A 25,769-nucleotide genomic window follows, 5' to 3' on the forward strand; every position below is an offset into this window, starting at 1 on the left:
GAAACAGCACAATTTCTAAACAGGCTTCAGGCTGTTATAAAATGATATAATTTGAACAATCCCGATAAGACTTCCGATTACTTTTTTCTTCAGAATGGCGGAGAAGCCGCTGAAATTATTCAAAACATTGACTGGTCATCTAATGTACTCGGAACACCTGAAAAATGGCCTGAAAGTTTAAAAAATACACTTGCTACAATTTTATCATCCAAGTTCCCTATGTTTCTTTGGTGGGGCGATGACTTAATACAATTTTATAATGATTCTTATCGCCCGAGTCTTGGAATTCAGGGAAAGCATCCGAATGCAATGGGAAAGAAAGGAGCAGATTTCTGGCCCGAGATCTGGTATTTTATTTATCCGCTCATTACCAAAGTACTTTCAACAGGTGAAAGTATATGGTATGAAGACCTGCTGCTCCCAATTTATCGTAACGGAGAACTTGAAGATGTTTACTGGACCTTTAGTTACAGTCCGGTACGCGATGACGAACGCAGAATTAAAGGAGTCCTTGTGGTTTGCAATGAGACTACAGAGACGGTAAATTATAACCGTAAACTCAAAGAAAATAAAGATGAACTCGAATTTGCCATAAATGCGGCAGAATTTGGAACCTTCGACCTAAACCCAAAAACCAGCAGATTCTCTGCAAATGCCAGATTAAAAGAATGGTTCGGTTTAAAAGCAGATGACGAAATACTCCTCAGCAGTGCCACAGCCGCTATTGCTGAAGGCGACAGAGAACGGGTTATTGATGCCATTAATACTACACTCCAGTATGAATTCGGAGGCAGATTTGACATTGAATACACCATTATAAATCCAAGGACAAAAAATGAACGCATAGTACACGCACTGGGAAAAGCCTGGTTTGATGATGATAAAACTGCATACCGATTAAATGGTACGCTGCAGGACATAACCTCACATCGTAAAACCGCTGAAGACTTGCTTAAATCAAGACAACTGACCGATCTTACAATTAAAAGTATGGGACTCGGGCTTTTTAATGTTGATTTTGCTGATAATACGATAGATTACTCGCCGGAGTTTGCAAAGATTCTTTCCGGTTCTGATAAGGAAAGCCTGACCCGCAGGGACTTTTTAAAATATGTACATCCAGATGATCTTGCATTGCGTTCACAGGCAATAGAAAGCGGGATTCAAAACGGAACTTTTTATTATACGCCAAGAGTAATCTGGGATGACGGAAGTATTCACCGAATTGCAATCTCTGCTGCCAGAATGATCAATTCAGAAGGCAGGGCGACCACCTTTTCAGGAACCGTTAAAGACATCACTGAACAAGAACAAAACCGGATTGCACTTGAAAAAGCCGACACCGTACTACAGCAGACCAAACGCGATGCCGACAGATTATTTCGAAATGTGACGGACAGCTCACCTACCGGTTTATGGCTCTCCGATAAAGATGGCGCTCTTACCTATTTTAATAAAACACTGATTGATTTTACCGGAATGACCGAAGAAGAGCTTCTTAAAGGACAATGGTCGTCTGTTATCGTTGAGGAAGATCTGAAAGCAGCTGTAAAAGCCTATAAGGAAGCCATTCCCAGAAGAGCACATTTTGATGTTTTGTTTCGGGCACGCAAACCTGCAGGTGAAGTGATCTGGTGCCGCGCAGCAGGAGATCCCTTTTATGATGCAGACGGCAGCTATGCGGGATATGCAGGATTCTGCATGGATATGGACGAAATAATTTCAGGCCGAAAAGCTATGAGCGAAAGCCGCGAGCGAATAAGCCTGATGATCGAACAATCTCCTGTTGCTATTTGTCTTTTCACAGGAAGTGACATGAAAATTGAAATTGCCAATGACATCATGATCAGCTACTGGGGTAAAGATAAATCGGTTATTGGACAGCCAATGGAAAAAGGGATTCCCGAACTTAAAGGTCAGCCCTTTATGGATATTCTTAGAGAAGTATACCGTACAGGTGAAACCTACTATGGCCGTGCCATGCCGGCTGATCTTAAGGTAGATGGAAAAGTAAATACCTACTACTTTGATTTTACATACACCCCGATTCGTGATTCAAAAGGCGAAATCTACGGCATAATGGATATTGCTATCGATATCACTGATCAGGTCATTGCTTCAAAAAAGCTGGACGAAACCCGTATAGCCCTAGCCGGTGCTATTGAGCTAGCAGAATTGGCCACCTGGCGTCTTGAACTGGCAGCAGATAAAATTGTTTGCTCCACCAGATTCAAGCACTGGCTTGGTCTCTCTGAGCACAGTATTCCAAAAGAAGAACTTTTTGAACTAATAAGTGAAACGCACAGAGATAAGGTAATTCATTCTATTGAAGAAGTATTAAAACCGGGGTCTTCGGACTTTTACGATTACGAATTTCCCATCTGTAATAAGCTGACCGGTCAGGTACGCATCATTCATGCCAATGCACAGGTACTTTACAATAAAGACGGCAGTCCGGAATGTCTGAGCGGCACAGCACAGGACGTAACCAAAGAACGTGAGCTTCAGGAAGAACTTAAATTCAAAGTAAAAGAACGAACCGCCGAACTGGATGCTGCTAATATGGAGCTTCAAACCAGTAATCAGGAACTTAAACAGTTTGCCTATATTGCCTCTCATGATCTTCAGGAACCTGTGCGTAAAATAAGTGTTTTTACCGAAATGCTTAAGAACAGCCTGGAAAAAAATCCGTCGAAAGCCGAGGTCTATCTTGAAAAAATTATAAGTTCTACCAAAAGGATGGAAACACTAATTAAAGATGTATTGGGATTTTCGCAGCTGGCCAGTACTGTCAAACAATATGAGCCGGTAGACCTTAACCTCGTGCTGAGCGATATCTTAAATGAGTTTGACCTTACAATTGAACAGAAGAATGCCGTTATTACCACCGAAAATCTGCCGGTTATTGAAGCTATACCACTTCAGATGTCACAGCTTTTTGGCAACCTGATATCCAATGCATTGAAATACAGTAAAACCGATGCTGCACCGAGAATCAGTATCAGTTCTGAAATATTATCGAAAGCAGAAATAAAGGAGATTCCAGCCGATCTGCAAAATGATAAATATGCCCGAATTATTGTCCGTGACAACGGAATCGGATTCAGTCAGGCCTATGCAGAACAGATATTTAATATATTCCAGCGTCTGCACGGAAGAGATGAATTTGCAGGAACCGGAATAGGACTGGCCATGTGCCGACGCATACTCCAGAATCATAATGGCCGAATTACAGCAGAATCCTCAGAAGGAAAAGGAACATCATTTATCATCATTATACCAATCAAACAGCAATAAATATTAAAAAACGGAGGATTTACTTATATAAAATGTATCTTTGTACCTATACGCCTTATATATGAAAACAGTTTTTTTGATCGACGACGACATGGATGACCGTGAAATATTTGAAGAAATCCTTTTATCTTTGAATATGGATGTACGCTATGAAGAAGCACGCAACGGCGCAGATGCAGTTGAAAAATTAAACAGTGGCTTAGTTAAAAAACCGGATCTTATTTTTCTGGATCTTAATATGCCTGTCATGGATGGGAGACAGTTTCTGACTTATATTAAACAGGAAAGCAGTTTTATGGATATACCTGTTATTATTTACTCCACTTCCTCCAATGAAGAAGACAGGGCTTATGCTCTTAAAAATAAGGCTGCACTTTTCATGACAAAACATTATTCTTCTACACAGCTGGAGAAAGACCTGCGCAAAACTATTACTGATTTTCTGAATTTTTAAAGCATTCCTTTAATCCTTCCGTTTCTACTAACTAAATAAAACTTTAATTAGTTTCAATTTCTATTGTGCATTATTTCGCATAAATATCAGCACAACTTTTAATTATATAATCTATGGGCATAATTTTATAAGTCCTAATGCGGCTGCTACATCTATTTTTGGATTACGAAAAAGTTACAATAATCATCCAACAAATAATTATGAAATCGCTGCAATTAAATCCAAATTCCGTTAATAGTTTCAATTCAACATCTACTGCTGCTATTATAAATACAAACTCTGAAATGCAAAATTTAAGTGTTATTGATCTTTACAAAAAACACCATGACGAACCTGATTTTGACTGTGAGTTTTTGTACAGCACAAACCAGTATGATGAGCAAGACGAAACCATACTGGACTTAGAATCAGATGAGGAATTTGATGACCAATACAATGACAAAGATTGGGATGTAAGTATCTACGATCCATACCTGGAGTCGACATATTTTTAGGTCTATATTTTATTCTGTGTGGTATTTGGAATTCATACTTAATTTCAGTAATCTAATCTTTATTAATTTATAAGACTATCAAGGTACTTACACTTTGTCATGAAGTTTAAATACATATTCCACATCAACTCAATTATAAAATACTGTCAAGGGCAATTTTAAGTTCTTCAAAAGAAGTAGGCTTTGCTATGTACTTAACAAATGCATTATTATTGTGAAGCCATGGAATCATGACCTCTTTGGGTGGAGTTGACATTACCACAACATCTATTTCGGCAGACTGTCTGATATTCTTTAGACGTTGCAAAAACTCTAACCCGTTTATCATAGGCATATTATAGTCTATCAGGATTACGTCAGGAAGTTTATCTGAACCGCTTAGTTCCTCTAATGCTTTAGCAGGATTTAGTTCAGTCTGGCACTGAACTTCCTTGTCAAGGGCATGAATTGCTTCAACAAAAATCTCGACATCATCTATATCATCATCAATAAGAAGTATTCTTTTACTAGACATTTTAATTTTTTCTTTTATTCTAATATACGGATTTTGAGAGTCATAGGTTTTCCGTTTATAAAATAAAATATCTGCTAAGATTAATTTTGAGCATTAAAAACAGCCTGACAAAAAACTATCTGCAAATTATAAAGGAAAAAGCCAGAATAATACTCTGGCTTTTATAAGTTTCTGATTTATTTTTTTGCTGTTTGTTTACGAATACGGCTTAAAGTTTCTGGTGTCATGCCGAGATAGGAAGCAATCATAGTCTGTGGAATACGCAAAGCAAATCCCGGATATTTATTGACGAAATTTAAATATTTTTCTTCGGCCGTTAAAGTCAGCGAAGCCTGAATTCTATTTTGAGCTGCAATAAAACTTCTTTGTAAAATAGTATTGACCATAGTATTAAAAGCGGGAATTTCTCTGCATAACAATTCAAAATTTTCATGTGTAAAAAGTACAAGTTCAGTATCTTCGATTGCATCAATATTAAATTGGGATGGCTGCTGCGTCATTAAGCTCTCGCGGTCTCCGGTCCACCAATTTTCGACACTAAAACTGTTTACATGTTCAATTCCTTTTCCATCTACAGTATAAGTTCTTAGGCAGCCTTTTGTGATAAAAGCATCATATTTCCAGACATCTCCTTCCTGAAGCAGGTATTGTCTTTTCCTGAGTTTTTTAATTATAGCAAATGATTGAATACGCTCTGAATCTGCCTGAGTCAGTTTTGCTTTTTCTTCGAGGTACTTTTGGAATATTTCATACATGATTGTAAAATTATACAATTACTGTCTTAAGCCCAAATATTAAATTTAAGGATTAAAAAATATTAATTTTATTTTGATTACAAGATGTATTGATACAGTCTGAAAGTTATTTTTTATATTTTTACAAAAACAAATTATAATGAGATTTTACATCAATCAAGAACATCTCAAAACAGAAATTGAATACCCTGATCGATATCGTTCTCAAAACCTTATCAAAAGTTCAGTTGTTGTATTTCTCATCATCTTAATTTTTCTTTTATTATTTAAGCCATTCGGAGTCTATGATCCGGAACTTAAAATGCATTATTTGTTTATTTGCTTTTTCCATGCCTTTGCTCCTGCCCTGATTTTATTATGCTATTTTGGAGTACTTCACAATTTTAGAAAAACAAAAAAACAGCCCAAATGGAATTTATTTAAGGAATATATTCACATAGGGACTTTGTTATTTTTAATTGGTGCTGCAAGCTTTTTAATGCGTGATCTTCTTTATAATAATCCGGACAACTGGTCCTGGAATTATTTTTATGAAGAAATTAGAAATTGTTTTGTTGCGGGTATTTTTTTTTATTTGTTTTTAAGATTATCCAGTTTTTATCTGGAGACAAAAAAAGGATCTCCGTTTGTTCTTCAGTTTATTCCATTGGCTGCTGAGCCTGTAAAACAAACTTTAGAAAACAATCTCTTTATTACTACACAAGTAAAACAAGATGATTTTAGTCTTGACATTGATGAATTGCTATTTGCAAAAGCAGATGGTAATTATATTGAATTAATTCAATCAAAAAAGAATCAGGTTTTTAAAGAAGTAAAGAGAATTTCTTTAACTCAATTTGAAAGTCAGGTTGCAGATTATCCACACTTTTTCAGATGCCACAGAACTTATCTGGTAAACATGTTTAAGGTAGAAAAAGTCTCAGGCAACTCTCAGGGTTATGCATTATCTTTTAATGAAACCGATCTTAAAATTCCTGTTTCCAGAAAACAAATCGATAATTTCAACAACTATTATCAGGAGCTTAGAAATAAGTATACTGCTTAAGCTAGTTGTTCGTCACAAAAGCTAGCCGCTGGTAACAACGCTTACTGCGGCTGCATTTCTTGTTGTAGGTTTGCCATCAATAACGCAAATCAATTCATCTATGACAACTGCAGCTTTTACCAAAAATCAATACCCGGACTCTTCAAAAAAATTATTGTATATCGACAACATCAAAGTTTTGCTAACCATATTGGTTGTACTGCATCATACTGTTATTGCTTACTCTTCATCTGATGGATGGTATTATACAGAACAAACATCTTATATGGGAGCACGAATTCCTATGACAATGTTTCTGAGCATCAACCAGTCATTTTTTATGGGTTATTTCTTTATGCTGGCAGCTTATTTCACGGCTTCTTCTTACGCAAAAAAAGGAACAGCAACGTTTATGAAAGACCGTCTTGTGAGATTGGGAACTCCTGTATTATTCAATTGCTTTATTCTTTCTCCATTTATGAGTTACCTTGTTTACTTTTTTGCAAAAAAGCATGATATTAATTATTTTGAATATTTGAGCAGATATGACAGCTGGATCGATTTAGGAGTGACCTGGTTTATTGCTGCCCTGCTTATTTTTACTCTGATTTATGCTTTAGCTAAAAAAATATTCAACATTAGTTTCACAAAAACTGTAGCAGTACCGGATACAACTATGATCTTATTTTTTGCTTTTGCATTGGGAGTTTTAAGTTTTCTGGTTAGGATCGTATTTCCTGTAGGCTGGGTTCTCGAACCAATCGGATTTCAATTAGGTCATTTTCCTCAATATATTGCCTTATTTATTATTGGATTACTTGCAGCAAAAAATAACTGGTTTGAGATGCTGACTGAAAAAACGGGACGACAGCTCAAACGATCAGCATGGGCATGTCTATTACTTTTTCCGGTGTTTTTTATCATCAAATTTAAATCAAATATTCCATCTGACTGGTTTTCGGGCGGTCTGCACTGGCAGGCATTATTATACGCAGTATGGGAACAATGGATTGGTATTTCTATATTGACTGCATTATTAATTAAAGGAAAAAGAAGCTGGAACTTTCAGTCAAAATTACTTTTTAAATTATCAAGATGCAGTTTTGCTGTTTATATTTTTCATCCTTTAGTGATCGTTGCTGTTACATTAGCGCTAAGAAACTGGAATGTTGATCCTGCTGTAAAATTTCTTGCTTCGGCACCTCTGATAGTTTCGGGCAGCTTTTTACTTGGATCGCTGATAGTGTCGATTCCAGGCGTTAAAAAAATCATTTAAGGCATCAGAATAAAAAATTTTACTCTGAATATAATTGCAGATAAAAACACATTCTTGCAGCTTTTATAATTAAAGTTTTCGCTCTTCTCTGCTTTTCCCAGCATTAAATGCAACATCTGTATTATATAATGCTTCAAATATGCTGTTGTAATTACAGCTGTAAAATTACATTTACAGCTGTAGATTTACTTTTTTCATGCTTTGATTTTAATTTTTATGATCTGAATTGATTATAGGTAAAATTCTATAAACTTTTATAATCTAACATAACCACATAAATAATTAAAAAACAATGATTAAAAAATACGGAGCTTTATTATTAATCGTTTTTGCAAACGGTTTTTCCCAAACAAAAAAACATCTTGACACCAGTAAACCAATTGAAGACCGAATTTCTATTTTGATGAAAGAAATGACATTAGAAGAAAAAGTAGGCCAAATGAATCAGTATAATGGTTCATGGGACGTTACCGGACCAAAACCAGAATCTGGCTCCAATGAAGAAAAATACAATAATATAAAAAAAGGCTGGGTAGGTTCTATGCTGACTGTGCGCGGCGTTAAGGAAGTTAGGGCCATACAAAAAATTGCTGTCGAAGAAACCCGTCTTGGAATTCCGTTAATTTTTGGTTTTGATGTAATACACGGTTACAAAACTCTCAGTCCAATTCCATTGGCAGAAGCTGCCAGCTGGGATCTGGAAGCTATTAAAAATTCATCACGGGTAGCTGCTCTTGAAGCATCTGCTTCCGGGTTAAACTGGACTTTTGCACCAAATGTTGATATTTCTAATGATGCAAGATGGGGAAGAGTTATGGAAGGAGCTGGCGAAGATCCTTATTTGGGAAGTAAGATTGCTGCGGCCAGAGTGAAAGGTTTTCAGGGTGAGCGTTTCGATAATACCTCAATTATAGCTTGCGCAAAACATTTTGCAGCCTATGGTTTTGTAGAAGCCGGACGAGAATACAATAGTGTCGATATGAGTAATTCAAAACTGTATAATACCGTATTACCGCCTTTTAAAGCAGCTGTTGATTCAGGAATTCGAACTTTTATGAATTCATTTAATACTTTAAACGGAGTTCCCGCAACAGGAAACAGTTTTTTACAAAGGGATATTTTAAAAGGAGCCTGGGGATTTAAAGGCTTTGTTGTTTCTGACTGGGCTTCCATAGGCGAAATGATTACACACGGTTACGCCGCTGATGGTGCCGATGCTGCTAAAAAAGCAGCCAATGCAGGCTCTGATATGGATATGGAATCCAATATTTATGTCACGGAATTGGTTCAGTTAGTAAAAAAAGGACTCGTTAAAGAAAGTGTAGTTGACGATGCTGTTCACAGAATTCTTCGCGTAAAATTTGAATTAGGTTTGTTTGACGATCCTTATAAATATTGCGATGAAGCTCGTGAAAAATCAAATATTGGCAGTAAAGCAAATAATGATGAGGTTCTGGATATGGCCAAAAAATCTATTGTATTACTAAAAAATGATAAAAATCTTCTGCCTTTAAAAAAGACAGGAGCTAAAATTGCTTTAATTGGCGCTTTGGCAAATGACAAAAACAGTCCTTTGGGAAGTTGGAGAATTGCTGCCGACGATAATACCGCGGTATCCGTTCTTGAAGGAATGCAGCAATACAAAAACAATTCATTAGTTTATGAAAAAGGAACAGATGTCGCTGTAAATAAACAAACCTTTTTAGATGAGGTAAAAGTTAACACCACTGATTTCTCTGGATTTGAAGCCGCGAAAAGAGCCGCAAAAGAGGCAGAAGTTGTGGTAATGGTTTTAGGCGAAATTGGTTTTCAAAGCGGCGAAGCACGCAGCAGAACCGAATTAGGTTTACCCGGAAATCAACAGCAGTTACTGGAAGAAGTTTACAAAGTAAATCCGAATATTGTTTTGGTTTTAAATAACGGACGTCCATTATCAATACCATGGGCAGCAGAAAATATTCCCGCTATCGTCGAAGCGTGGCAGTTAGGAACTCAAACCGGAAATGCAGTTGCACAGGTTTTATATGGAGATTATAACCCAAGCGGCAGACTGCCAATGTCTTTCCCAAGAAATGTAGGCCAGTGTCCCATTTATTATAATTTATACAATACCGGAAGACCAACTGATAAGGATCAGAATGTTTTTTGGTCTCATTATTCTGATGTTGAGAAAACACCGTTATATCCTTTTGGTTATGGTTTAAGCTATACTTCTTTCGCCTATAAAAATTTAAAAATAGCAAAACCTTCTTTTCAAAAAGGAGAAAAAATCCAAATTTCTGTTGAGGTTACCAATACAGGAAATTATGATGGAAAAGAAGTGGTTCAATTATACATCAATGATCCTGCAGCCAGTATTGTGAGACCCGTTAAAGAATTAAAAGGTTTTGAACTTATCGAATTAAAAAAAGGAGGAACCAAAACAGTTCAGTTTACATTAACAGATGCAGAACTTGGTTTTTATGACAACGATGGAAAATTTTTAGTAGAACCGGGCTTATTCAATGTTATGGCGGGCTGGAATTCAAATGAAGGACTTACTGATAAGTTTGAACTAAAATAAAATGCCGAAAAATACAGCTTGTATATATTAGCCCGCGGATTACACGGATTTGCTTCGCAAAAACACGGATTGACGCGGATTTTCTTAAGTTTTATGTAAATAAATCCGTTTTTATCAGCGTCTTTGCGAAGCAAATCCTTGTAAAACACTACATCCTGAGCACGATAATTCCTTAACAGGCAGTTAATCGGACTCAGGATTTTGGCAATATGTCAAATTTGAACAAAAAAAATTAAGTGTTCTGTTTAGTTTTATTAATATTGTTTGATATAAGCCTTAAAAAGAATCTTTCCACACATTTTATTTTCAATTATGCTGATAAATAATACAGTTACATTTAAATGAAAAATATCCAATATATTCTTTTTATCTTCTTCAGCTTTATAAACTGCCTGTTTTCACAAGGCAGATTTGACAGCTATCAATTTAGAAGTATACAGGAAACTACTTCAAAAAGAGCTGTTTCATCGATTATTCAGGACAACAATGGTTTTATATGGATAGGCACAAACGGCGCCGGATTATATCGATATGACGGAGTAAATTATTTTGGATATAAATATGATAAAAAACCCGGCTCTGTAAACAGTAACTTTATTTACACCACTTTTATTGATTCTAATAACAACTTATGGATTGGAACTGATGAAGGATTGTGTTTGTACAACAGAGATTTGGATAATTTCACCAAAATCAATATTGAAGATGTAATACGAAAAGGATACAGTGAGCCTATTACAGTAAAAACAATCATTGAAGATAACAACGGTAATTTATTCCTGGGAGCTTACGGTTTTGGGTTATTCAAACTTAATATAAAAACTTTAAAAGTTTCTTTAGTACAGTCAAAAGTACTGAACAAGCCCAATTTTCTAATAAAATCATCCGTAAAAAACAAACAGGGTACTATTTATTTAGGAACAAGTTATGGCCTGTTAGAAATCGATTTAAACGGAAAACTCAAACAAGTTTATAAAGATAAATTTAAGAGAGAACCATTATTAGACGATATAGAAAGCCTTGTTATAGACAAATTTGGTTATTTGTGGATGGGAACAACTGAAAATGGCCTTATAAAAATTAAACCTGAAACAGACAATTATCAATTTGAAAATTACTTTATTACCAAAAATAAAATACTTTCTATAATACAAAGCAGTCTTGATTATATTGTTTGCGGTACCGAAAATGACGGCTTACTTGTGGTAAACTATAAAGGACAAGTGCTCAAAAAATACCTGCACAGCAAGTACGATAATTTCAGCTTAAAATCTAATTCTGTGTGGTCGTTATACGAAGACAAAGAAAACCGGCTCTGGCTGGGTTATTTTAATAAAGGTCTTGGTGTATTTGACAAACCCAACAACAAATTCAATTCGCTTGAATCACTTGTAAACAATGATAATTCTCTACAGACCAGCCATGTAACTTCAGTTATAAAAGATAAAAAAGGAAATTTATTAATAAGCAATGAAGGCGGCGGACTTGATATTTATAATCTCATTGACAAAAGTTATATCCATATTAATAAAAATAGTCAAAGTTATTATTCCGGACTGGATGCGGCTGATATTCAGACCATATTTATAGACAGCAGACAGAATATTTGGATAGGAAGCTGGGATCGCGGCATCTATTTTTTAAAAAATGGCACTACCCGATTCGTAAATTACAATACAGCAAATACGAGTGGATTAAAATCTAACCGTATTTTTAGTTTTTCTGAAGATTCAAAAGGCCGAATCTGGATTGGAACTTTTATAAAAGGTCTCCATTATTTTGACAATAAAACAGGCACATTTGTACATTGTGACTTTAAACCCTTTGTCAAAAATGCTTTGGATAATGCTTTTATCCGTAAAGTTTTTGTAGACTCAGATAATGTGCTTTGGGTTGGAACCATTTTAGGATTATATCAGGTTAGCCCGAAAAACGAATCAAATTTTAAAGTGACCAAAATGCGCGACGCGATGTTCAGCGGCATCAACAAACACAACAGCATTCAGACTATTTTATCTATTTACGAATCTAATGATAAAACGATATGGATAGGAACCGACGGTCAGGGATTATTCAGCTACAATAAAAAAAATAAGAAGTTTTATAACTATGATGACTTTCAGGGTTTAACAGAAAAGTCTGTTCGTGCTATTATTTCTGACAATAACGGCTCTTTATGGATAAGCGGCGGATCCGGATTAACAAAACTTAATTTTAAAAATAAAAAAGCCACCAATTTTAATAAAGATGACGGTCTTATTGATAATGATTTTAATAATAACGCGGTTTTTAAAGATGGAAATGGAGAATTGTATTTTGGCGGTTATGAAGGTGTAAATTATTTTAATCCCAACGAGATAAAAAAAGCAGAAAAAGCACCCCGATTGTATTTCAGTGATTTTAAATTGTTCAATCAATCTGTAAAACCAAATGAAGAGGGTTCGCCGCTGACCAAAGTAATTTCTCAGACTAAAGAAATTACGCTCAACTATACTCAATCTGTTTTTACGATTGAATATGTGGGAATCAATTATAATTATTCTAAAAAAAATCAGTACGCCTATTATCTGGAAGGTTTTGAAAAAGATTGGAATTATGCCGGAAATAACCGGACAGCAACTTACACCAATCTGGCACCGGGCAATTATGTTTTTAAGGTAAAATCAGCCAATGCAGATGGTTCCTGGAGCAATGACAATTTAGAATTAAAAATAAAAATACTGCCGCCATGGTGGAAAACTATCTGGGCTTATTTAATTTACTCTTCTATTTTAATTTTCCTGATCTTATATTTCAATAAAATCTATCAAAATCGCTTTAAAGCTAAGCAGGCTATTATTTTAGAAAAAGAGAAAACAATTCAGTTAGAGAAATTAAACAACAAAAAATTACAGTTTTTTACCAATATCTCGCATGAATTCAGAACACCGTTAACGCTGATTATCAACCCTCTTGAAGATATTTTAAAAAGTAAAAAATTATCTCCTGAAATACATAATAAATTAAAAATCGTACACAAAAGCTCTGACAGACTTTCCAGACTTATTAATGAGCTTATGGATTTTAATAAATTAGAGTTTAACAAAATTTCACTTCAGGCAAAAAAAATTGAGGTCATAGCATTTACAGAAGGAATAATTGGTTATTTTGATGAAGAAGCCGCTGCACGAAACATTAAAGTTAATTTTGAGTCATCACTTGAGGAACTTGAAGACTGGCTTGATCCTAAAATGCTCGAAAAAATACTCTTTAATATTATTTCAAACGCATTTAAATTTACACCGGATAACGGTTCTATAACTATTTCTATAGATACCTTAAATACTGAAAATGAATTGGTAATCGACGGAAAAAAAGTTCCTTCATTCTTCATCACAATTACTGATACCGGTTCCGGAATCCGCAAAAAAGATTTAAACAGAATCTTTGACAGATTTTATCAGGTCGATAATGTAAATAAAGGTTATTACGGCAGCACCGGAATTGGTTTAGAGGTTGTAAAACAATTTATTGAACTTCACAAAGGGAAAATTGAAGTGGAAAGTCAGGTTGGTAAAGGCACTACATTTAAAGTTATATTTCCTTTGGGCAATTCTCTTTATAAAAAAAATGAAATTATAAACGAGAGTTTTAAAATAGAAAAAAACAAAAATCAATTTTTATTTGATGCGGTGAATAATGAAACAAATGAAGATGATTTTACCAAAAAAACTATTGAAAGCTCCGCAAAAGAAACAACAAAATCGTATACTGTTTTGGTTGTCGAAGATAATCCGGAATTACGAAATTATTTAAAAGAAGAACTTAGTAAATCATACAAAGTTATTACAGCTGAAAATGGCAAAAAAGGCTACGAACTTGCAGTGCAGAAACTTCCGGATTTGATAATTACAGATGTTATTATGCCCGTTATGGACGGACTGCAATTGTGCCGAAACATAAAAGGAGATTTAAAAACAAGCCACATTCCTTTGTTAATGCTTTCAGCAAAAGCAATGGTAAAAGATCAATTAGAAGGAATTGATTCCGGAGCAGATATGTATTTGAGCAAACCTTTTGAATTAGACATTTTAAAATCCAGTCTGGCACAGCTTATTACGAGCAGACAGATCTTGTTTAAGAAATTTTACAGCGGTATTACCAAGCAGGGAAAAGAAAAAACAACATCGCTGGATAATGATTTTATTCAAAAAATTCTGCATTACATTAATGAAAATATCAGTGAGCCGGATCTTACTGTTGAACTCCTTTCTTCTAAAATTTATTTAAGCAGAAGCCAGCTGTACCGAAAAATAAAAACATTAACAGGCGTTTCTGTCAACGAATTTATTCGAAATGTACGATTAGAAAAAGCAAAACAACTCATCGAACAAGGCAGTAATAATATTAATGAAATAAGCTATAAAGTTGGATTTACTTCTCCCTCCTATTTTGCTAAATGTTATAAAGTTAAATACGGTCATTTACCAAATCAGGAAAAAAAGACAAAAGAATAAACTATATAAAAACAATTTAAAAAAGACAATAATTAACCCGTTGGGTGAAATTAATTTAAACACATAGAAACATAGATTTGGAATGCTTAAAAAAGGCGTTTCACTTGTTTAAACATAGTTGGCTATGTGTTAGAAACGAGTTTCTTTTTAAGCTCTTTCTTAGTAGAAAAATCTATGTCTCTATGTGTTAAATGAAAAAGTATATGCATTACACCCAACGGGTAATAATTAATTAGTAAAGAGCTTCGGTATAAAACTGAAGCTTTTTTTTGTAAGTCGATTTTTTCAAAAACAAAAACTTTTCACTTCAAATAAAAATCAACATATAGAAAATATTCCTGTAGTTTTTTAAACAAACAATATTTTTTAAGTGAAATTTTTAGTAATACCTCAGCACAAATTTTAATGGCTTAAGATCTATTTTACTGATAAATAGACATTAAGACGCCTTTTTTGCATCATCTGTTGTACAATATGCATCATATGTTCTACAATACAACACCTCTACAATTTACTTTCGTTAAGAAATATTTAAGAAAAAAGTTGTCCTGCCAAAACTCAAAATAAGCAACCGGCAAAAAACCAAAATTTTAAATGTTTTTCTAAAACTTAACGATTAACTAATTATTTCAAGTCAACTAACAACCAAATTTTATGCAGAAAAAAACATTAAAAAAACTATTGTGTTTGATAGTATGTATGTGGGGAAATTTTTTCTTCGCTCAAACTGTTAAAGGTAAAGTAACATCAGGCGGCGCCAGTCTGCCGGGTGTTAGTGTAATAGTACAAGGAACAAAAAACGGAACAGTCACAGATTTTGACGGCAGTTTTGTTTTAAACAATGTAGAACCAAAAGCTTTGCTTCTTTTTAGTTATGTAGGATATAAAAATTTATCATTACCGGCAGATACAAAATCAGTTATGCAGGTGACTATGGTAAATGACCTGGAGAAATTAAATGAGGTAGTCGTTATTGGGTACGGAACTTCAAAAAGAAAAGATATCAATGGTGCTGTCTCTTCTATCAAAGCTTCTGAAATTCAGGACAAGCCGTTTACCTCTATCGATCAGGCTCTTGTTGGTAAAGCGGCTGGTGTAAATGTTACTCAAAATTCAGGAACGCCGGGCGGCGGAATTTCTGTACAGATTAGAGGAATTACTTCTATTAACGGAAATGAACCTTTATATGTTATTGACGGAACGCCGGTTTTTGCAGATAAAAATAACGACTCCTTTTCGTTCAGCGCATTGGGCGGAGGAAACGGACAAACTAAAAACTCCGCTTTGTCTGGTTTAAATATTTCAGATATTGAAACTATTGATATCTTAAAAGATGCATCGGCAACGGCAATATATGGTGCAAACGGCGCAAACGGTGTGGTTTTGATTACAACTAAAAAAGGAAAAAAAGGAAAATCAAAATTTACCTATGAAACCTATTTAGGAACTCAGGAAGTAACCAATACGGTTGATGTTTTAAACTTACCCCAATACGCAAAATATCAGGCCAAAATCTATAAATTAAACGGAGAGCCTGTTCCCTATCAATATCAAAAACCAGATTTATTAGGAAACGGAACAAACTGGCAGGACGAACTTTTTAGAACTGCTACGATGTACAATCATCAATTGTCATTTTCGGGAGAAAAAGAAGGAACACGTTATTATACTTCTCTGAACTATTTTGATCAGGAAGGAATTGTTTTAAATTCAGATTTCAACAGATTATCGATGCGATTAAATGTTGATTCTAATGTAAAATCATGGTTAAAAATTGGCAACAGCTTATCTGTAAGTAAATCATCTCAGCAAGTCGTAAGAAACGATGACAGGGGCGGTTTGGTAATGAATGCATTAAGACAATCTCCGGAATTACCAGTCAGATCTGCGGATGGTTCGTATGCAGGGCCAACAACAGGTTTAGGATCGTCGGCAAATGAAGCAACTAATCCAATCGCTTTGGCGGAATACAATAATTCGACTACTGAAAGATTTAAAATTAATGGTAATTTATTTGCTGATTTTACTCTTATCAAAGGACTGGTTTTTAGAACCGAATTAGGATATGATCTGAACTTTTCAAAAAATAAAGCTTTTGCCCCAAAGTATACTTTAGGCAATGTATCTGAACTTTTAAATAAATCATTTAAACAACAAGACCAAAGTTATTATTGGAACATCAAAAATTATTTAACGTATAATAAAACAATTAACGAAAAACACAATTTTACTTTCTTATTAGGTCAGGAAGCACAGGAAAGTCAGTATGAATATTTAAGCGGCTACAGAACGGGTGAGTTTTTAAATAAAGATTTTACCAACTTAAATATTGGTGATATTGATACTGCATTGAATGGAAATGGTTCCGGAAGATGGTCTATGGCTTCTTATATCTCGAGATTAAATTACAGCTTTTCTGACAGATATTCTTTTTCGGCTTCTCTAAGAGCAGATGCTTCTTCAAATTTTGGTCCAAATAATAAATGGGGTTATTTCCCTTCTTTTTCAGCAGGATGGACAGTAAGTAATGAAAAATTCTTTGAGCCTTTATCTTCAAGCATCAATTACCTGAAATTTAGGGCCGGTTACGGTCTGGTAGGAAATCAAAATATTCCGGCCAACAGATACCAGACTATTTTATCATTGCTTTCTTCTCCCTTTGGAGGTGTTTCTCCAACAATTGACAATTTAGGAAACCCTGATATTAAATGGGAATCTCTTAAATCTTTCAATGCCGGTTTTGAATTGGCAATGCTGAACAACAGAGTAAAATTAGATTTTGATTATTATATTAAAAATTCATCCGATTTCCTTACCAAGCAAATCAATGATGAATCCAATCAAAGTGCACTTAATTATTATCTGAATACTGGTGAAATTGTAACCAAAGGTATTGAGCTAACTTTAAACACAAGAAACATTTCGACCGAAAATTTTACCTGGGACAGTACAATTATCTTTTCAAAATATAATAATGAACTGACACGCTTTCAGGGTCAGGGCAAATCTTTGTTAGGAAAAGTACAATTTGATTTGTATAACGTTACCAGAACTACAGAAGGAGAACCGGTAGGACAATTTTATGGATATGTAACAGACGGATTGTTTAAAAATGCTGCCGAATTAGCGGCAGGACCAATTCAGGAAACAGGAACAGGAATTGGAGATATTCGTTTTAAGGATCTTAACGGTGATGGAAAAATTGACAGTAAAGACCAAACAGCTATTGGCGATGCAATTCCTGATTTTACTTATGCATTCACAAACAACTTTAAGTATAAAAACATTAGTCTATCTGTGGTGTTAACAGGAAGTCAGGGCAGCCAAATTTACAATTTTACCCGTCATTATACTGATGGAATTTATCCGGGATTTGGGGATAGATTTGGAAATGTCACTACTCAGGCAATGCAGGCTTTTGAACCCGGAGTAAACGAAAATACAGATGTACCAAGAATTACACTTAATGACCCAAATGGTAACGGAAGAATTTCCAATCGATTTGTTGAAGACGGTTCTTATTTACGAATTCAAAATGTTTCTTTAAGTTATGATCTTCCAAACAAAATATTCGATAATTCTTTTATTTCTAAAGTAAGATTGTATGTAAATGTTCAAAATTTATACACGTTTACAAAATATACCGGTTTTGATCCTGCCCTTGGAAATTTAGACCAGAATATAACATTAAGCGGTATTGATTTAGGACGTTATCCTGTGCCTAGAACAACTTCTGTTGGAGTGAATTTAGAATTCTAAGATTGATAAAAAACACCTTTAACTTAATGATCTACAATCATTAAAATAAAAAAAATAGTTATGAAAAAACTTTTTAAACTTTTTATGATGGGAATGCTGATACCATTGCTGTCTTTATTTTCCTGTTCAGATGAGTTTTTAGATGCACCATCTGAAAATCAGTTAACTCCTGGCGATTTGCCTGAAGGCGTTACAGCTTTTGACGGAATTGCCGAGAGTTTGTATTTTAAACCGTGGTTTACCTTTAATGATAAATTCCTGATTGCTGTTGGCGACATGTATGCCGGAAATGCTTTTACATTTGATGGAGCGTATGCGCAGTTTAAAGATGCTCAGGTAACGTCACAAAACCCAATCCTGACAGAAGGATACGTTTCGTTGTTTTCGGTTATCGATCAATCGAATAATTTAATGAGTTTAGTCGAAGACAGAAAAAGCGAGCTGCCGGAAGCATCTTATAAAAATGCTATCGCAATATCCCGATTCATGAGAGCTAATGCTTATTTCTATTTGGTAAGAACTTTTGGTGCAGTGCCTATTATCAATAAAGCAGGTTCTGCCGCACAGCCAAAAAGGAACCTTGTTGCTGATGTTTATAAATTCATTAAACAGGATTTAGAATACGCTGTAACAAATTTACCAGAGAGATCATTAAAGAAAGGATATGTTACTAAATATGCCGCTATGGGTATTCTTGCAAAAGTGCATTTAACTTTAAATGAATATGCAGAGTGTGCTGCGCTGACTCAAAACATTATTGGAAAACAATATACTTTAATTCAGGATTACGGAAACTTGTTCAGCAGTCCGGAGAATAATAACAGTGCAGAAAGTATGTTTGCCCTGCAGTGGAAAGCTATTGCTACAGAATGGGGAACACAAAATACAAATCAGGCCTATATAGTTCCCGGAGGTACGGGAATTACAGGCGGAGGTGACGGATGGGGCGTTTATCTTCCTTCAATCTCATTACAAAATGGATTTGAACCAAAAGACACCAGAAAAAAGAGTACAATTATGACAGACGGTGACTTTTATCCTGAATTATTAAAAAATCAGGGCGGTTTTCTGTACAAAAAAATCTACTCTTCTACGGCAGCTAATTTCAGGAAATACATTGTAGGTTCTGCAGCCGAAAGAAACGATGTGTTTTTTATGAGAACTTCACAAAACACAATCATATTACGATATTCTGATATTTTACTAATGAATGCTGAAGCGATTTTGGCCGGAGCCGGTTCAACTACTTCTGCGGCTGCCTTAAGTTCATTCAATGAAGTTAGAGCAAGAGCAGGATTACCAGCCAAAACAGTACTGACAAGAGACGACCTTTTTAATGAAAGAAGAGTTGAATTTGCACTTGAAGGACAGTATTTCTTCGATTTGAAACGCCGCGGTCTGACTGAAGCAGCAGCAATAATTTCGCAGCAGGAAGTTGGATTTTATTCTGATGATGCCAGAACAGAATTAATTTCCAGAAAGATAACTCCCGGAAGCAATTATTTTGAACTGCCATTACCACAGTCTGCTATTGATACTAATCCATCATTATTAGAGCCTCCGGTTCCTTTTAACTTTAACTAACTTATTATGATCAATAAAATAAAATATACAATTCTAATTCTTTTCGCATTGACTGCTTTTACAGCTTGCGATAACGATGATGCTGTTACTGCAAATGTAGATGCAATGGTTGCAGAACCGGGAGATTTACTTAATCAGGCTTTTCCATTAAATAAAGTCAGAGTGGAAGGAAAAGGTTTAGAAGGATTAAAAAAAATTACGCTGGATAACAAAATTGATATCAGTTTTAATCCAAACTACAATTCAGATAAGTCTTTTATTTTCACTATTCCCTTTGATGAAAAACTAGGAAGCAGGTTTGGGGTACAGCCTATTACATTTGTAACTACTTCTGGTTCACTAACTAAAAATATTGAAATTTTACAGCCTGTTCCAACAATTACAAAAACAACTCCGGCAGTAGCTACTCCCGGATTTCCTCTGGAAATTGAAGGTACCTGGTTTTATAATATTTCATCGGTAACCTTAGCAGGAAAAACACTAAGTTATACTGTAAAATCGTCTTCTTCAATTATTGTCGGTTTACCTGCAAATGCAGTTTCAGGATCAGAACTTGTCATTACGACACCAGGAGGTGCGGCAAAAAAAACAATCGATTTTGCTACAATAGTTTTGGTATCTGATTTTGACGGAAATGGTGTTAGAACCGAGTGGACTTCATATGGTGATGTCGAGAGCTTTAATACCAGTACTTCCGGAGGCCCAACAGGTAATTATACTACATTAGTATGGGCTGGTTCAACCGCAAATGGTTATAACGGAAGCAGCGGCGGCGGCGGCGCGAGTTTTCTAAGTGCATCTAATACAGATGCTGCAAAAGCTTATATAGATATTGATGTAAGTGCAAATGTAGTCGGTGCTCAATTTGCCATTCAGTTAAATACTATCGACGGCGTAAATTATGGCTATAATTTTAAAATTACAGATGTAAACTGGACGACAAAAACAATTTCAATTGCTGACTTTAAAGATAATTACGGATTTGGTTCTAACACAGCTGCCACTTTAAATCCATCTAAAATTAATGAAATTAAAGTCGGGATTGCCCAGGGAGACACGCCAAATCCAAGTGCAATTAAATTTGATAATATTAAAATTCGCTACCAATAATTGTTTTCAGCTTTAAAAAGAGGCTGCAGTTGAAACAGCCTCTTTATAAAAAGTAAACCAAATAAATAACTATAAATAAGGACATTCTGTAAAAAGAATATTCTATAATAAAAACACAGTATGAAAATTAAATATTTATTAATGCTGATATGCCTGGTCTTTTTAAATGCCTGCTCAAAAGACGATAATGAAGAGGCTTCTATTTTAGAAACGCCAGTTGCAAACCCGGCAAAGGATATAAATGATAATGGTTTTAAAGCAAAATGGAATTATGTTTCTAATTCAAAAAGCTATCTTCTGGATGTTTCTGCCAGCGAAGATTTTGCCACTTTTATACCTAATTACAATGCAAAAGAAGTTACGGATTTAAATGAAGTTGTTGTAGGTTTAACTGGAGGAACACAGTATTTTTATCGGGTAAGAGCTAAATCAGATACTCAGATCTCTGATTACTCAAATGTAATTAGTATTGTTACTACCGGTTCCAGCGGTATTCCTGAAGATCCTGCTTTTTTAAAAGTAAAGGTAAATCAATTAGCAAATCCATTCTTTGTTGGTATGGCGATAAAAGCCTCGCAGCTTACTAATGGCAGTCCTTATGATGTTATTCTGAAAAATGAATTCAGCAGTATTTCTGCCGAATATGAAATGAAAATGGATCAAATTTCTACGGCAAGCGGTGTTTACAACTGGACTACAGCTGATAAAATTGTAGCATATGGAAATGCCAATAACATCAATGTTCACGGTCATGCATTAGTATGGCATAATGCTGTACCGCAGTGGTTAAAAGATTTCTCTGGTACTGATGCTGAATTTGCTGCAGAAGTAAAAAAATATATTACAGTGGTTGTTACCCATTATGCGGGAAAAGTCAAATCATGGGATGTGGTTAATGAAGCTGTAGATGACAATGGCGGCACGATGAGAAATACCATTTTCCTTCAGCGTATGGGACCTAATTATGTAAAAGATTGTTTTCAATGGGCAAGAAATGCTGCAATTGCCGCTGGTGATACCTCTTTATTACTATTCTACAACGATTATGCTACTTCTACAAATATTGCAAAACAAGATAAGGTTTTTAGTATTGTAGATGATTTAAAAACAAGCAATGTAATTGATGGCCTTGGTTTTCAAATGCACAACACTTATTTAAGCCCAACCAAAGCCCAGATAGAAACTGATCTTAAAAGAGCTGTTGCAAAAGGTTTAAAAATCCATGTTTCTGAATTAGACATACAGGTAAACCAATTTAATGATATTTCTTCTTTTACAAACGAAAGAAGACTTGCACAAAAAGAGAAATACAAAGAAATGGTGAAAATTTATAATTCGCTTCCTGCGGCAAATAAATACGCCTTAACAATTTGGGGAATGAAGGATAACGAATCTTGGATTCCGTACAGTACAGAACTAAATCACCCGGGAAATGACTGGCCTTTACTCTATGATTCAAATTTTGCTGTCAAGAGTTCGCATACCGGATTTCTTGAAGGTTTAAATTAAACTGAAAATACAATCAAAACAAAAAACACCACTTTAAATAAGTGGTGTTTTTTATTTAAGTGCTTTTACTTCTGAAAATACTTAATTTATTATAGAGATCTTTTAGACACTGAAACATCATCTACCCACATCATAACAGCTGTAAACAGATTAATTTTATTGGGATTTATAAAACTAGCATCATTTGATCCCACATTCATATTTAAAATTATATTATGATTTCCGAATTTATTTAGATTAAGTTTGGAAACACTGTTGTTTGTATAAGTAGAGACAATTGTATTATCGACTTTAATTGTTATAGTTACTACATTATCCTTCATCTTCCAGAAACATTCGTATAAATGCCATCCATTATTTCCATTAATATTAAATCCGGAAGGATATTGTCGCTCTGCCTGATTTCCTAATTCATTTTTTCCGATAACTGTGCCATAAAAAAGATTGGATGCAAAACGAGATGCATTTGGAGCAAAGGAATATCCTTCCATAATATCAATTTCTCCATAAACAGGCCATCCGTCTTCCTGAACTGACCAAAAAGCAGGCCACGCTCCGTATGTATCTGTAAATGACTTATAATTGGCACCATCCATTGCTATTAACTTAATATTAGCCGCCAGAAGGTATTCTGTATTATTTTCAGGTTTAAACTGGTAAATTGATTTTACCAATCCGGATTGATATTTACCTGTTCCCAGTTTTTCAGCCTTTATTTCCAAACATCCTTTTCCATCTCTTGACTGTATTGAAGGTACAAAACTTTTATAGTCACAATATTGAGAGTTATAATCTGTACGCTGTACTTTTGTCCACTTGGCAAGTGCCGACCCTGCATCAAAAGTATCTTCAAATTGTTTTATCCAAGGAGATTCCGCTTTTTTATTGTCACTTGTATTTGCTTTTTTTTCCAGCCCCGAATTTTCAAAGCATGACGCAAACACAAGAGCGCATGTCAGTGTTAAGGTAATCCCGCTTAATTTTTTCATCAATTGTTTTTTAGAGGTTAATTTATTAATTGTAGTGAAGCTGATTATATTTCGTTTTCATCCAAGCCATTTAAAATAAGTATTCTGAAATCATTATTTTAAATCACTCACACACCTGAAAATACTAAAATCATTTCTCACAAAAATAACTTTATACTAAAAAACCAGAAAGTAAATTTGATGCACTTAATAGCACAAATGTTGTAATTAAATACCGCAGCTGCAGTAAAATAGTAAGTTTCTTGAGGAAATTACCCTATACAATTTTCATTTTAATCTGTAAATCAGCCCTTGAATAATCATTAGCCATATAGTTGTCAAAAGCATGGTTAAAGTAATCACGGCCAGTGTTAACTGATAAGTAAAATTTTCTACCAGTTTTAAATTAGCAGCCATAGTCATCAGAACAAAACTAAACTCGCCAATTTGAGCCAAAAGAGCACCACCGTATATACTGTCACGCCATGAATTTTTTACGATCCTGAACAGGATGGCATTAAGAAAACTATTAATTACCAGTACGGCAAGAGAAATTATAATGATGGTCATCGCATTTTTTATGAAGAAATGAAGATCTAACTGCAATCCAACTGCCATAAAAAAGAATGCCATAAAAAATACTTTAAACGGAATAAGCGATTTTCCCAGCCAGCGCGTTGCCTTATCATGACCAATCACTATTCCTGAAATAAATGCACCAAAAGCTGTAGAAAGCCCAAACCATCCACTTAACCATGCCATACCAAAACATAGCGAAAAACCAATAAAAACCTGTAATTCATGATCAGCAGCAATCTCTTTTCCCATAGGAATTTTAAAATTCTTTTTTGTAATAACTGCTCTTAAGAAAATAATCATCAATGCTCCTCCTAAAATTACTTTTAGAAATTGTAAAGGAGAAACATTAGTTCCTGACATACAATTAAGTACCAGCATCATAGGAATTACCAAAATATCCTGTATCAGTAAAACCCCGCATGTAATGGTACCAAGCTGACTCTTAATTTCTCCGGTTCTTGCCAGATATTGAAACACTATCGCCGAGCTGCTGATACTTATAACAAAAGCAGTCAATATTATGGTCCTAATGGGCCATCCTGCATAAGTACCTATAAAATACATGCATATAAAACTCAATATTACCTGCACAAATGCAATGAGAAGAGGTTTAGAAAAATTATGTTTCAGATACTGAAGATCAATCTCGTTACCAACTGAAAACAGTAAAAAAACAATCCCGATTTCGCCGAGTTCTAAAATCACATCAACCTCGTGAATAATATTTAAAATATGTGGTCCCAAAAGAACTCCGCATGCGATATAGGCAATAAAATAAGGCTGCTTTAGTCGTCGAAGCAGTAAAATCAATAATAAAATTACAAAGGACATCACCGATATCCCGGAAAATAATTGAGATAACATAATGAAGCGTTTATGAAGAAAGCTGCCTTAATGGGCAGCTTTCAAGGTGTTGCAATTTAATTTAATTAAAGAATATCAATCATTCTTGGAGCTTTTTGTCTGGCCTGCTCCATTTTTGGAATAGACAGCAATAAAAGTCCGTTTTCATAACGGGCGCTTATCTTTTCCTCATCAACTACGTTTTTAGGAAGTACAAAGCTTCTCTGGAAGGACTGATAGCTGAACTCTCTGCGGGTAAAATTTTCTTCCTGACTGTTTACCTCATTTTCTTTTACAGAAGAGATAATCAGCTGTCCGTTGTCCAGGGTAATTTTGAAGTCATCCTTATTCATACCCGGAGCGGCAACTTCAACTTCATAATTGTCAGCAGTTTCTTTTATGTTTACTGACGGCAGCGTTGTGCTTGTTGTTGAAAAATTGTTGTTTTCCCAATTGAAAAGATCGCGGCCAAAAACATCATCAAAAAACAAGCCTGGAAAAGCCGGAATACGGTTTCCATTTCTTTTAATAAGATTCATAACAG

At 34.8% G+C, this 25,769-nt stretch carries 16 protein-coding genes; 11 read left to right on the forward strand and 5 right to left on the reverse strand.

Going from position 1 to position 25,769, the window contains the following annotated elements; translation table 11 throughout:
- Positions 1-51 precede the first annotated feature (51 nt).
- From ASE21_RS00110 to ASE21_RS00120, 3 genes are all read left to right on the forward strand, one after another.
- Complete coding sequence (locus ASE21_RS00110) at positions 52-3,297, forward strand: PAS domain S-box protein (RefSeq protein WP_057120541.1); 3,246 nt, start codon at positions 52-54, stop codon at positions 3,295-3,297.
- Positions 3,298-3,358: 61 nt separating this feature from the next.
- Entirely contained in the window at positions 3,359-3,751 is a 393-nt protein-coding gene (locus tag ASE21_RS00115; RefSeq protein ID WP_057120542.1) for a response regulator, read from the forward strand.
- 200 nt (positions 3,752-3,951) lie between these two features.
- Positions 3,952-4,245 (forward strand): hypothetical protein, encoded by a 294-nt coding sequence (locus tag ASE21_RS00120; protein ID WP_128414635.1) that lies wholly within the window; start codon positions 3,952-3,954, stop codon positions 4,243-4,245.
- A gap of 133 nt (positions 4,246-4,378) precedes the next feature.
- Here ASE21_RS00120 and ASE21_RS00125 read toward each other — a convergent pair whose 3' ends face one another.
- Together ASE21_RS00125 and ASE21_RS00130 are read right to left on the reverse strand one after the other, a co-directional pair.
- Positions 4,379-4,759 (reverse strand): PleD family two-component system response regulator, encoded by a 381-nt coding sequence (locus tag ASE21_RS00125; RefSeq protein ID WP_057120544.1) that lies wholly within the window; start codon positions 4,757-4,759, stop codon positions 4,379-4,381.
- 176 nt (positions 4,760-4,935) lie between these two features.
- Positions 4,936-5,514: a Crp/Fnr family transcriptional regulator gene (locus tag ASE21_RS00130; protein ID WP_057120545.1), complete on the reverse strand. Its 579-nt coding sequence runs from the start codon at positions 5,512-5,514 to the stop codon at positions 4,936-4,938.
- Between the two features lie 139 nt (positions 5,515-5,653).
- On the opposite strand from ASE21_RS00130, the gene ASE21_RS00135 reads away from it, so the two are divergent.
- From ASE21_RS00135 to ASE21_RS00170, 8 genes are all read left to right on the forward strand, one after another.
- Entirely contained in the window at positions 5,654-6,559 is a 906-nt protein-coding gene (locus tag ASE21_RS00135; protein WP_057120546.1) for a LytR/AlgR family response regulator transcription factor, read from the forward strand.
- Positions 6,560-6,659: 100 nt separating this feature from the next.
- Complete coding sequence (locus ASE21_RS00140; RefSeq protein WP_057120547.1) at positions 6,660-7,814, forward strand: acyltransferase family protein; 1,155 nt, start codon at positions 6,660-6,662, stop codon at positions 7,812-7,814.
- Positions 7,815-8,106: 292 nt separating this feature from the next.
- The gene (bglX, locus tag ASE21_RS00145; protein WP_057120548.1) at positions 8,107-10,377 is read left to right on the forward strand and encodes a beta-glucosidase BglX; all 2,271 of its coding nucleotides are present in this window, start codon (positions 8,107-8,109) and stop codon (positions 10,375-10,377) included.
- A gap of 341 nt (positions 10,378-10,718) precedes the next feature.
- Complete coding sequence (locus ASE21_RS00150) at positions 10,719-14,873, forward strand: two-component regulator propeller domain-containing protein (RefSeq protein WP_057120549.1); 4,155 nt, start codon at positions 10,719-10,721, stop codon at positions 14,871-14,873.
- A 654-nt stretch (positions 14,874-15,527) separates the two neighbouring features.
- Positions 15,528-18,632, forward strand: a complete 3,105-nt coding sequence (locus ASE21_RS00155; protein ID WP_057120550.1) for a SusC/RagA family TonB-linked outer membrane protein — start codon at positions 15,528-15,530, stop codon at positions 18,630-18,632.
- Positions 18,633-18,692: 60 nt separating this feature from the next.
- Positions 18,693-20,216, forward strand: a complete 1,524-nt coding sequence (locus ASE21_RS00160; RefSeq protein ID WP_057120551.1) for a RagB/SusD family nutrient uptake outer membrane protein — start codon at positions 18,693-18,695, stop codon at positions 20,214-20,216.
- A 6-nt stretch (positions 20,217-20,222) separates the two neighbouring features.
- Positions 20,223-21,326, forward strand: coding sequence for a CIA30 family protein (locus ASE21_RS00165; protein WP_057120552.1), 1,104 nt, complete (start codon positions 20,223-20,225; stop codon positions 21,324-21,326).
- Positions 21,327-21,446: 120 nt separating this feature from the next.
- Complete coding sequence (locus ASE21_RS00170) at positions 21,447-22,835, forward strand: endo-1,4-beta-xylanase (RefSeq protein WP_057120553.1); 1,389 nt, start codon at positions 21,447-21,449, stop codon at positions 22,833-22,835.
- A gap of 89 nt (positions 22,836-22,924) precedes the next feature.
- Here the strand turns inward: ASE21_RS00170 and ASE21_RS00175 are convergent, their stop codons facing one another.
- The 3 genes from ASE21_RS00175 to ASE21_RS00185 form a co-directional block, all read right to left on the reverse strand.
- Positions 22,925-23,824 (reverse strand): family 16 glycosylhydrolase, encoded by a 900-nt coding sequence (locus ASE21_RS00175; RefSeq protein ID WP_057120554.1) that lies wholly within the window; start codon positions 23,822-23,824, stop codon positions 22,925-22,927.
- A 267-nt stretch (positions 23,825-24,091) separates the two neighbouring features.
- A complete protein-coding gene (locus tag ASE21_RS00180) occupies positions 24,092-25,246 on the reverse strand; it encodes a cation:proton antiporter (protein ID WP_057120555.1) in 1,155 nt (384 codons plus the stop codon).
- Positions 25,247-25,311: 65 nt separating this feature from the next.
- Entirely contained in the window at positions 25,312-25,764 is a 453-nt protein-coding gene (locus ASE21_RS00185) for an Hsp20/alpha crystallin family protein (RefSeq protein WP_057121136.1), read from the reverse strand.
- Between the last annotated feature and the right edge of the window lie 5 nt (positions 25,765-25,769).

The sequence above is a fragment of the Flavobacterium sp. Root901 genome, assembly GCF_001429765.1.
GTDB lineage: Bacteria > Bacteroidota > Bacteroidia > Flavobacteriales > Flavobacteriaceae > Flavobacterium.

What these genes read in the sequence shown, in the direction of transcription:
- ASE21_RS00115 (WP_057120542.1), top strand. Translation starts at nt 3,359, where the DNA reads ATGAAAACAGTTTTTTTGATCGACGACGACATGGATGACCGTGAAATA.
- ASE21_RS00120 (WP_128414635.1), top strand. Translation starts at nt 3,952, where the DNA reads ATGAAATCGCTGCAATTAAATCCAAATTCCGTTAATAGTTTCAATTCA.
- ASE21_RS00125 (WP_057120544.1), bottom strand. Translation starts at nt 4,759, where the DNA reads ATGTCTAGTAAAAGAATACTTCTTATTGATGATGATATAGATGATGTC.
- ASE21_RS00130 (WP_057120545.1), bottom strand. Translation starts at nt 5,514, where the DNA reads ATGTATGAAATATTCCAAAAGTACCTCGAAGAAAAAGCAAAACTGACT.
- ASE21_RS00135 (WP_057120546.1), top strand. Translation starts at nt 5,654, where the DNA reads ATGAGATTTTACATCAATCAAGAACATCTCAAAACAGAAATTGAATAC.
- ASE21_RS00140 (WP_057120547.1), top strand. Translation starts at nt 6,660, where the DNA reads ATGACAACTGCAGCTTTTACCAAAAATCAATACCCGGACTCTTCAAAA.
- bglX (WP_057120548.1), top strand. Translation starts at nt 8,107, where the DNA reads ATGATTAAAAAATACGGAGCTTTATTATTAATCGTTTTTGCAAACGGT.
- ASE21_RS00150 (WP_057120549.1), top strand. Translation starts at nt 10,719, where the DNA reads ATGAAAAATATCCAATATATTCTTTTTATCTTCTTCAGCTTTATAAAC.
- ASE21_RS00155 (WP_057120550.1), top strand. Translation starts at nt 15,528, where the DNA reads ATGCAGAAAAAAACATTAAAAAAACTATTGTGTTTGATAGTATGTATG.
- ASE21_RS00160 (WP_057120551.1), top strand. Translation starts at nt 18,693, where the DNA reads ATGAAAAAACTTTTTAAACTTTTTATGATGGGAATGCTGATACCATTG.
- ASE21_RS00165 (WP_057120552.1), top strand. Translation starts at nt 20,223, where the DNA reads ATGATCAATAAAATAAAATATACAATTCTAATTCTTTTCGCATTGACT.
- ASE21_RS00170 (WP_057120553.1), top strand. Translation starts at nt 21,447, where the DNA reads ATGAAAATTAAATATTTATTAATGCTGATATGCCTGGTCTTTTTAAAT.
- ASE21_RS00175 (WP_057120554.1), bottom strand. Translation starts at nt 23,824, where the DNA reads ATGAAAAAATTAAGCGGGATTACCTTAACACTGACATGCGCTCTTGTG.
- ASE21_RS00180 (WP_057120555.1), bottom strand. Translation starts at nt 25,246, where the DNA reads ATGTTATCTCAATTATTTTCCGGGATATCGGTGATGTCCTTTGTAATT.
- ASE21_RS00185 (WP_057121136.1), bottom strand. Translation starts at nt 25,764, where the DNA reads ATGAATCTTATTAAAAGAAATGGAAACCGTATTCCGGCTTTTCCAGGC.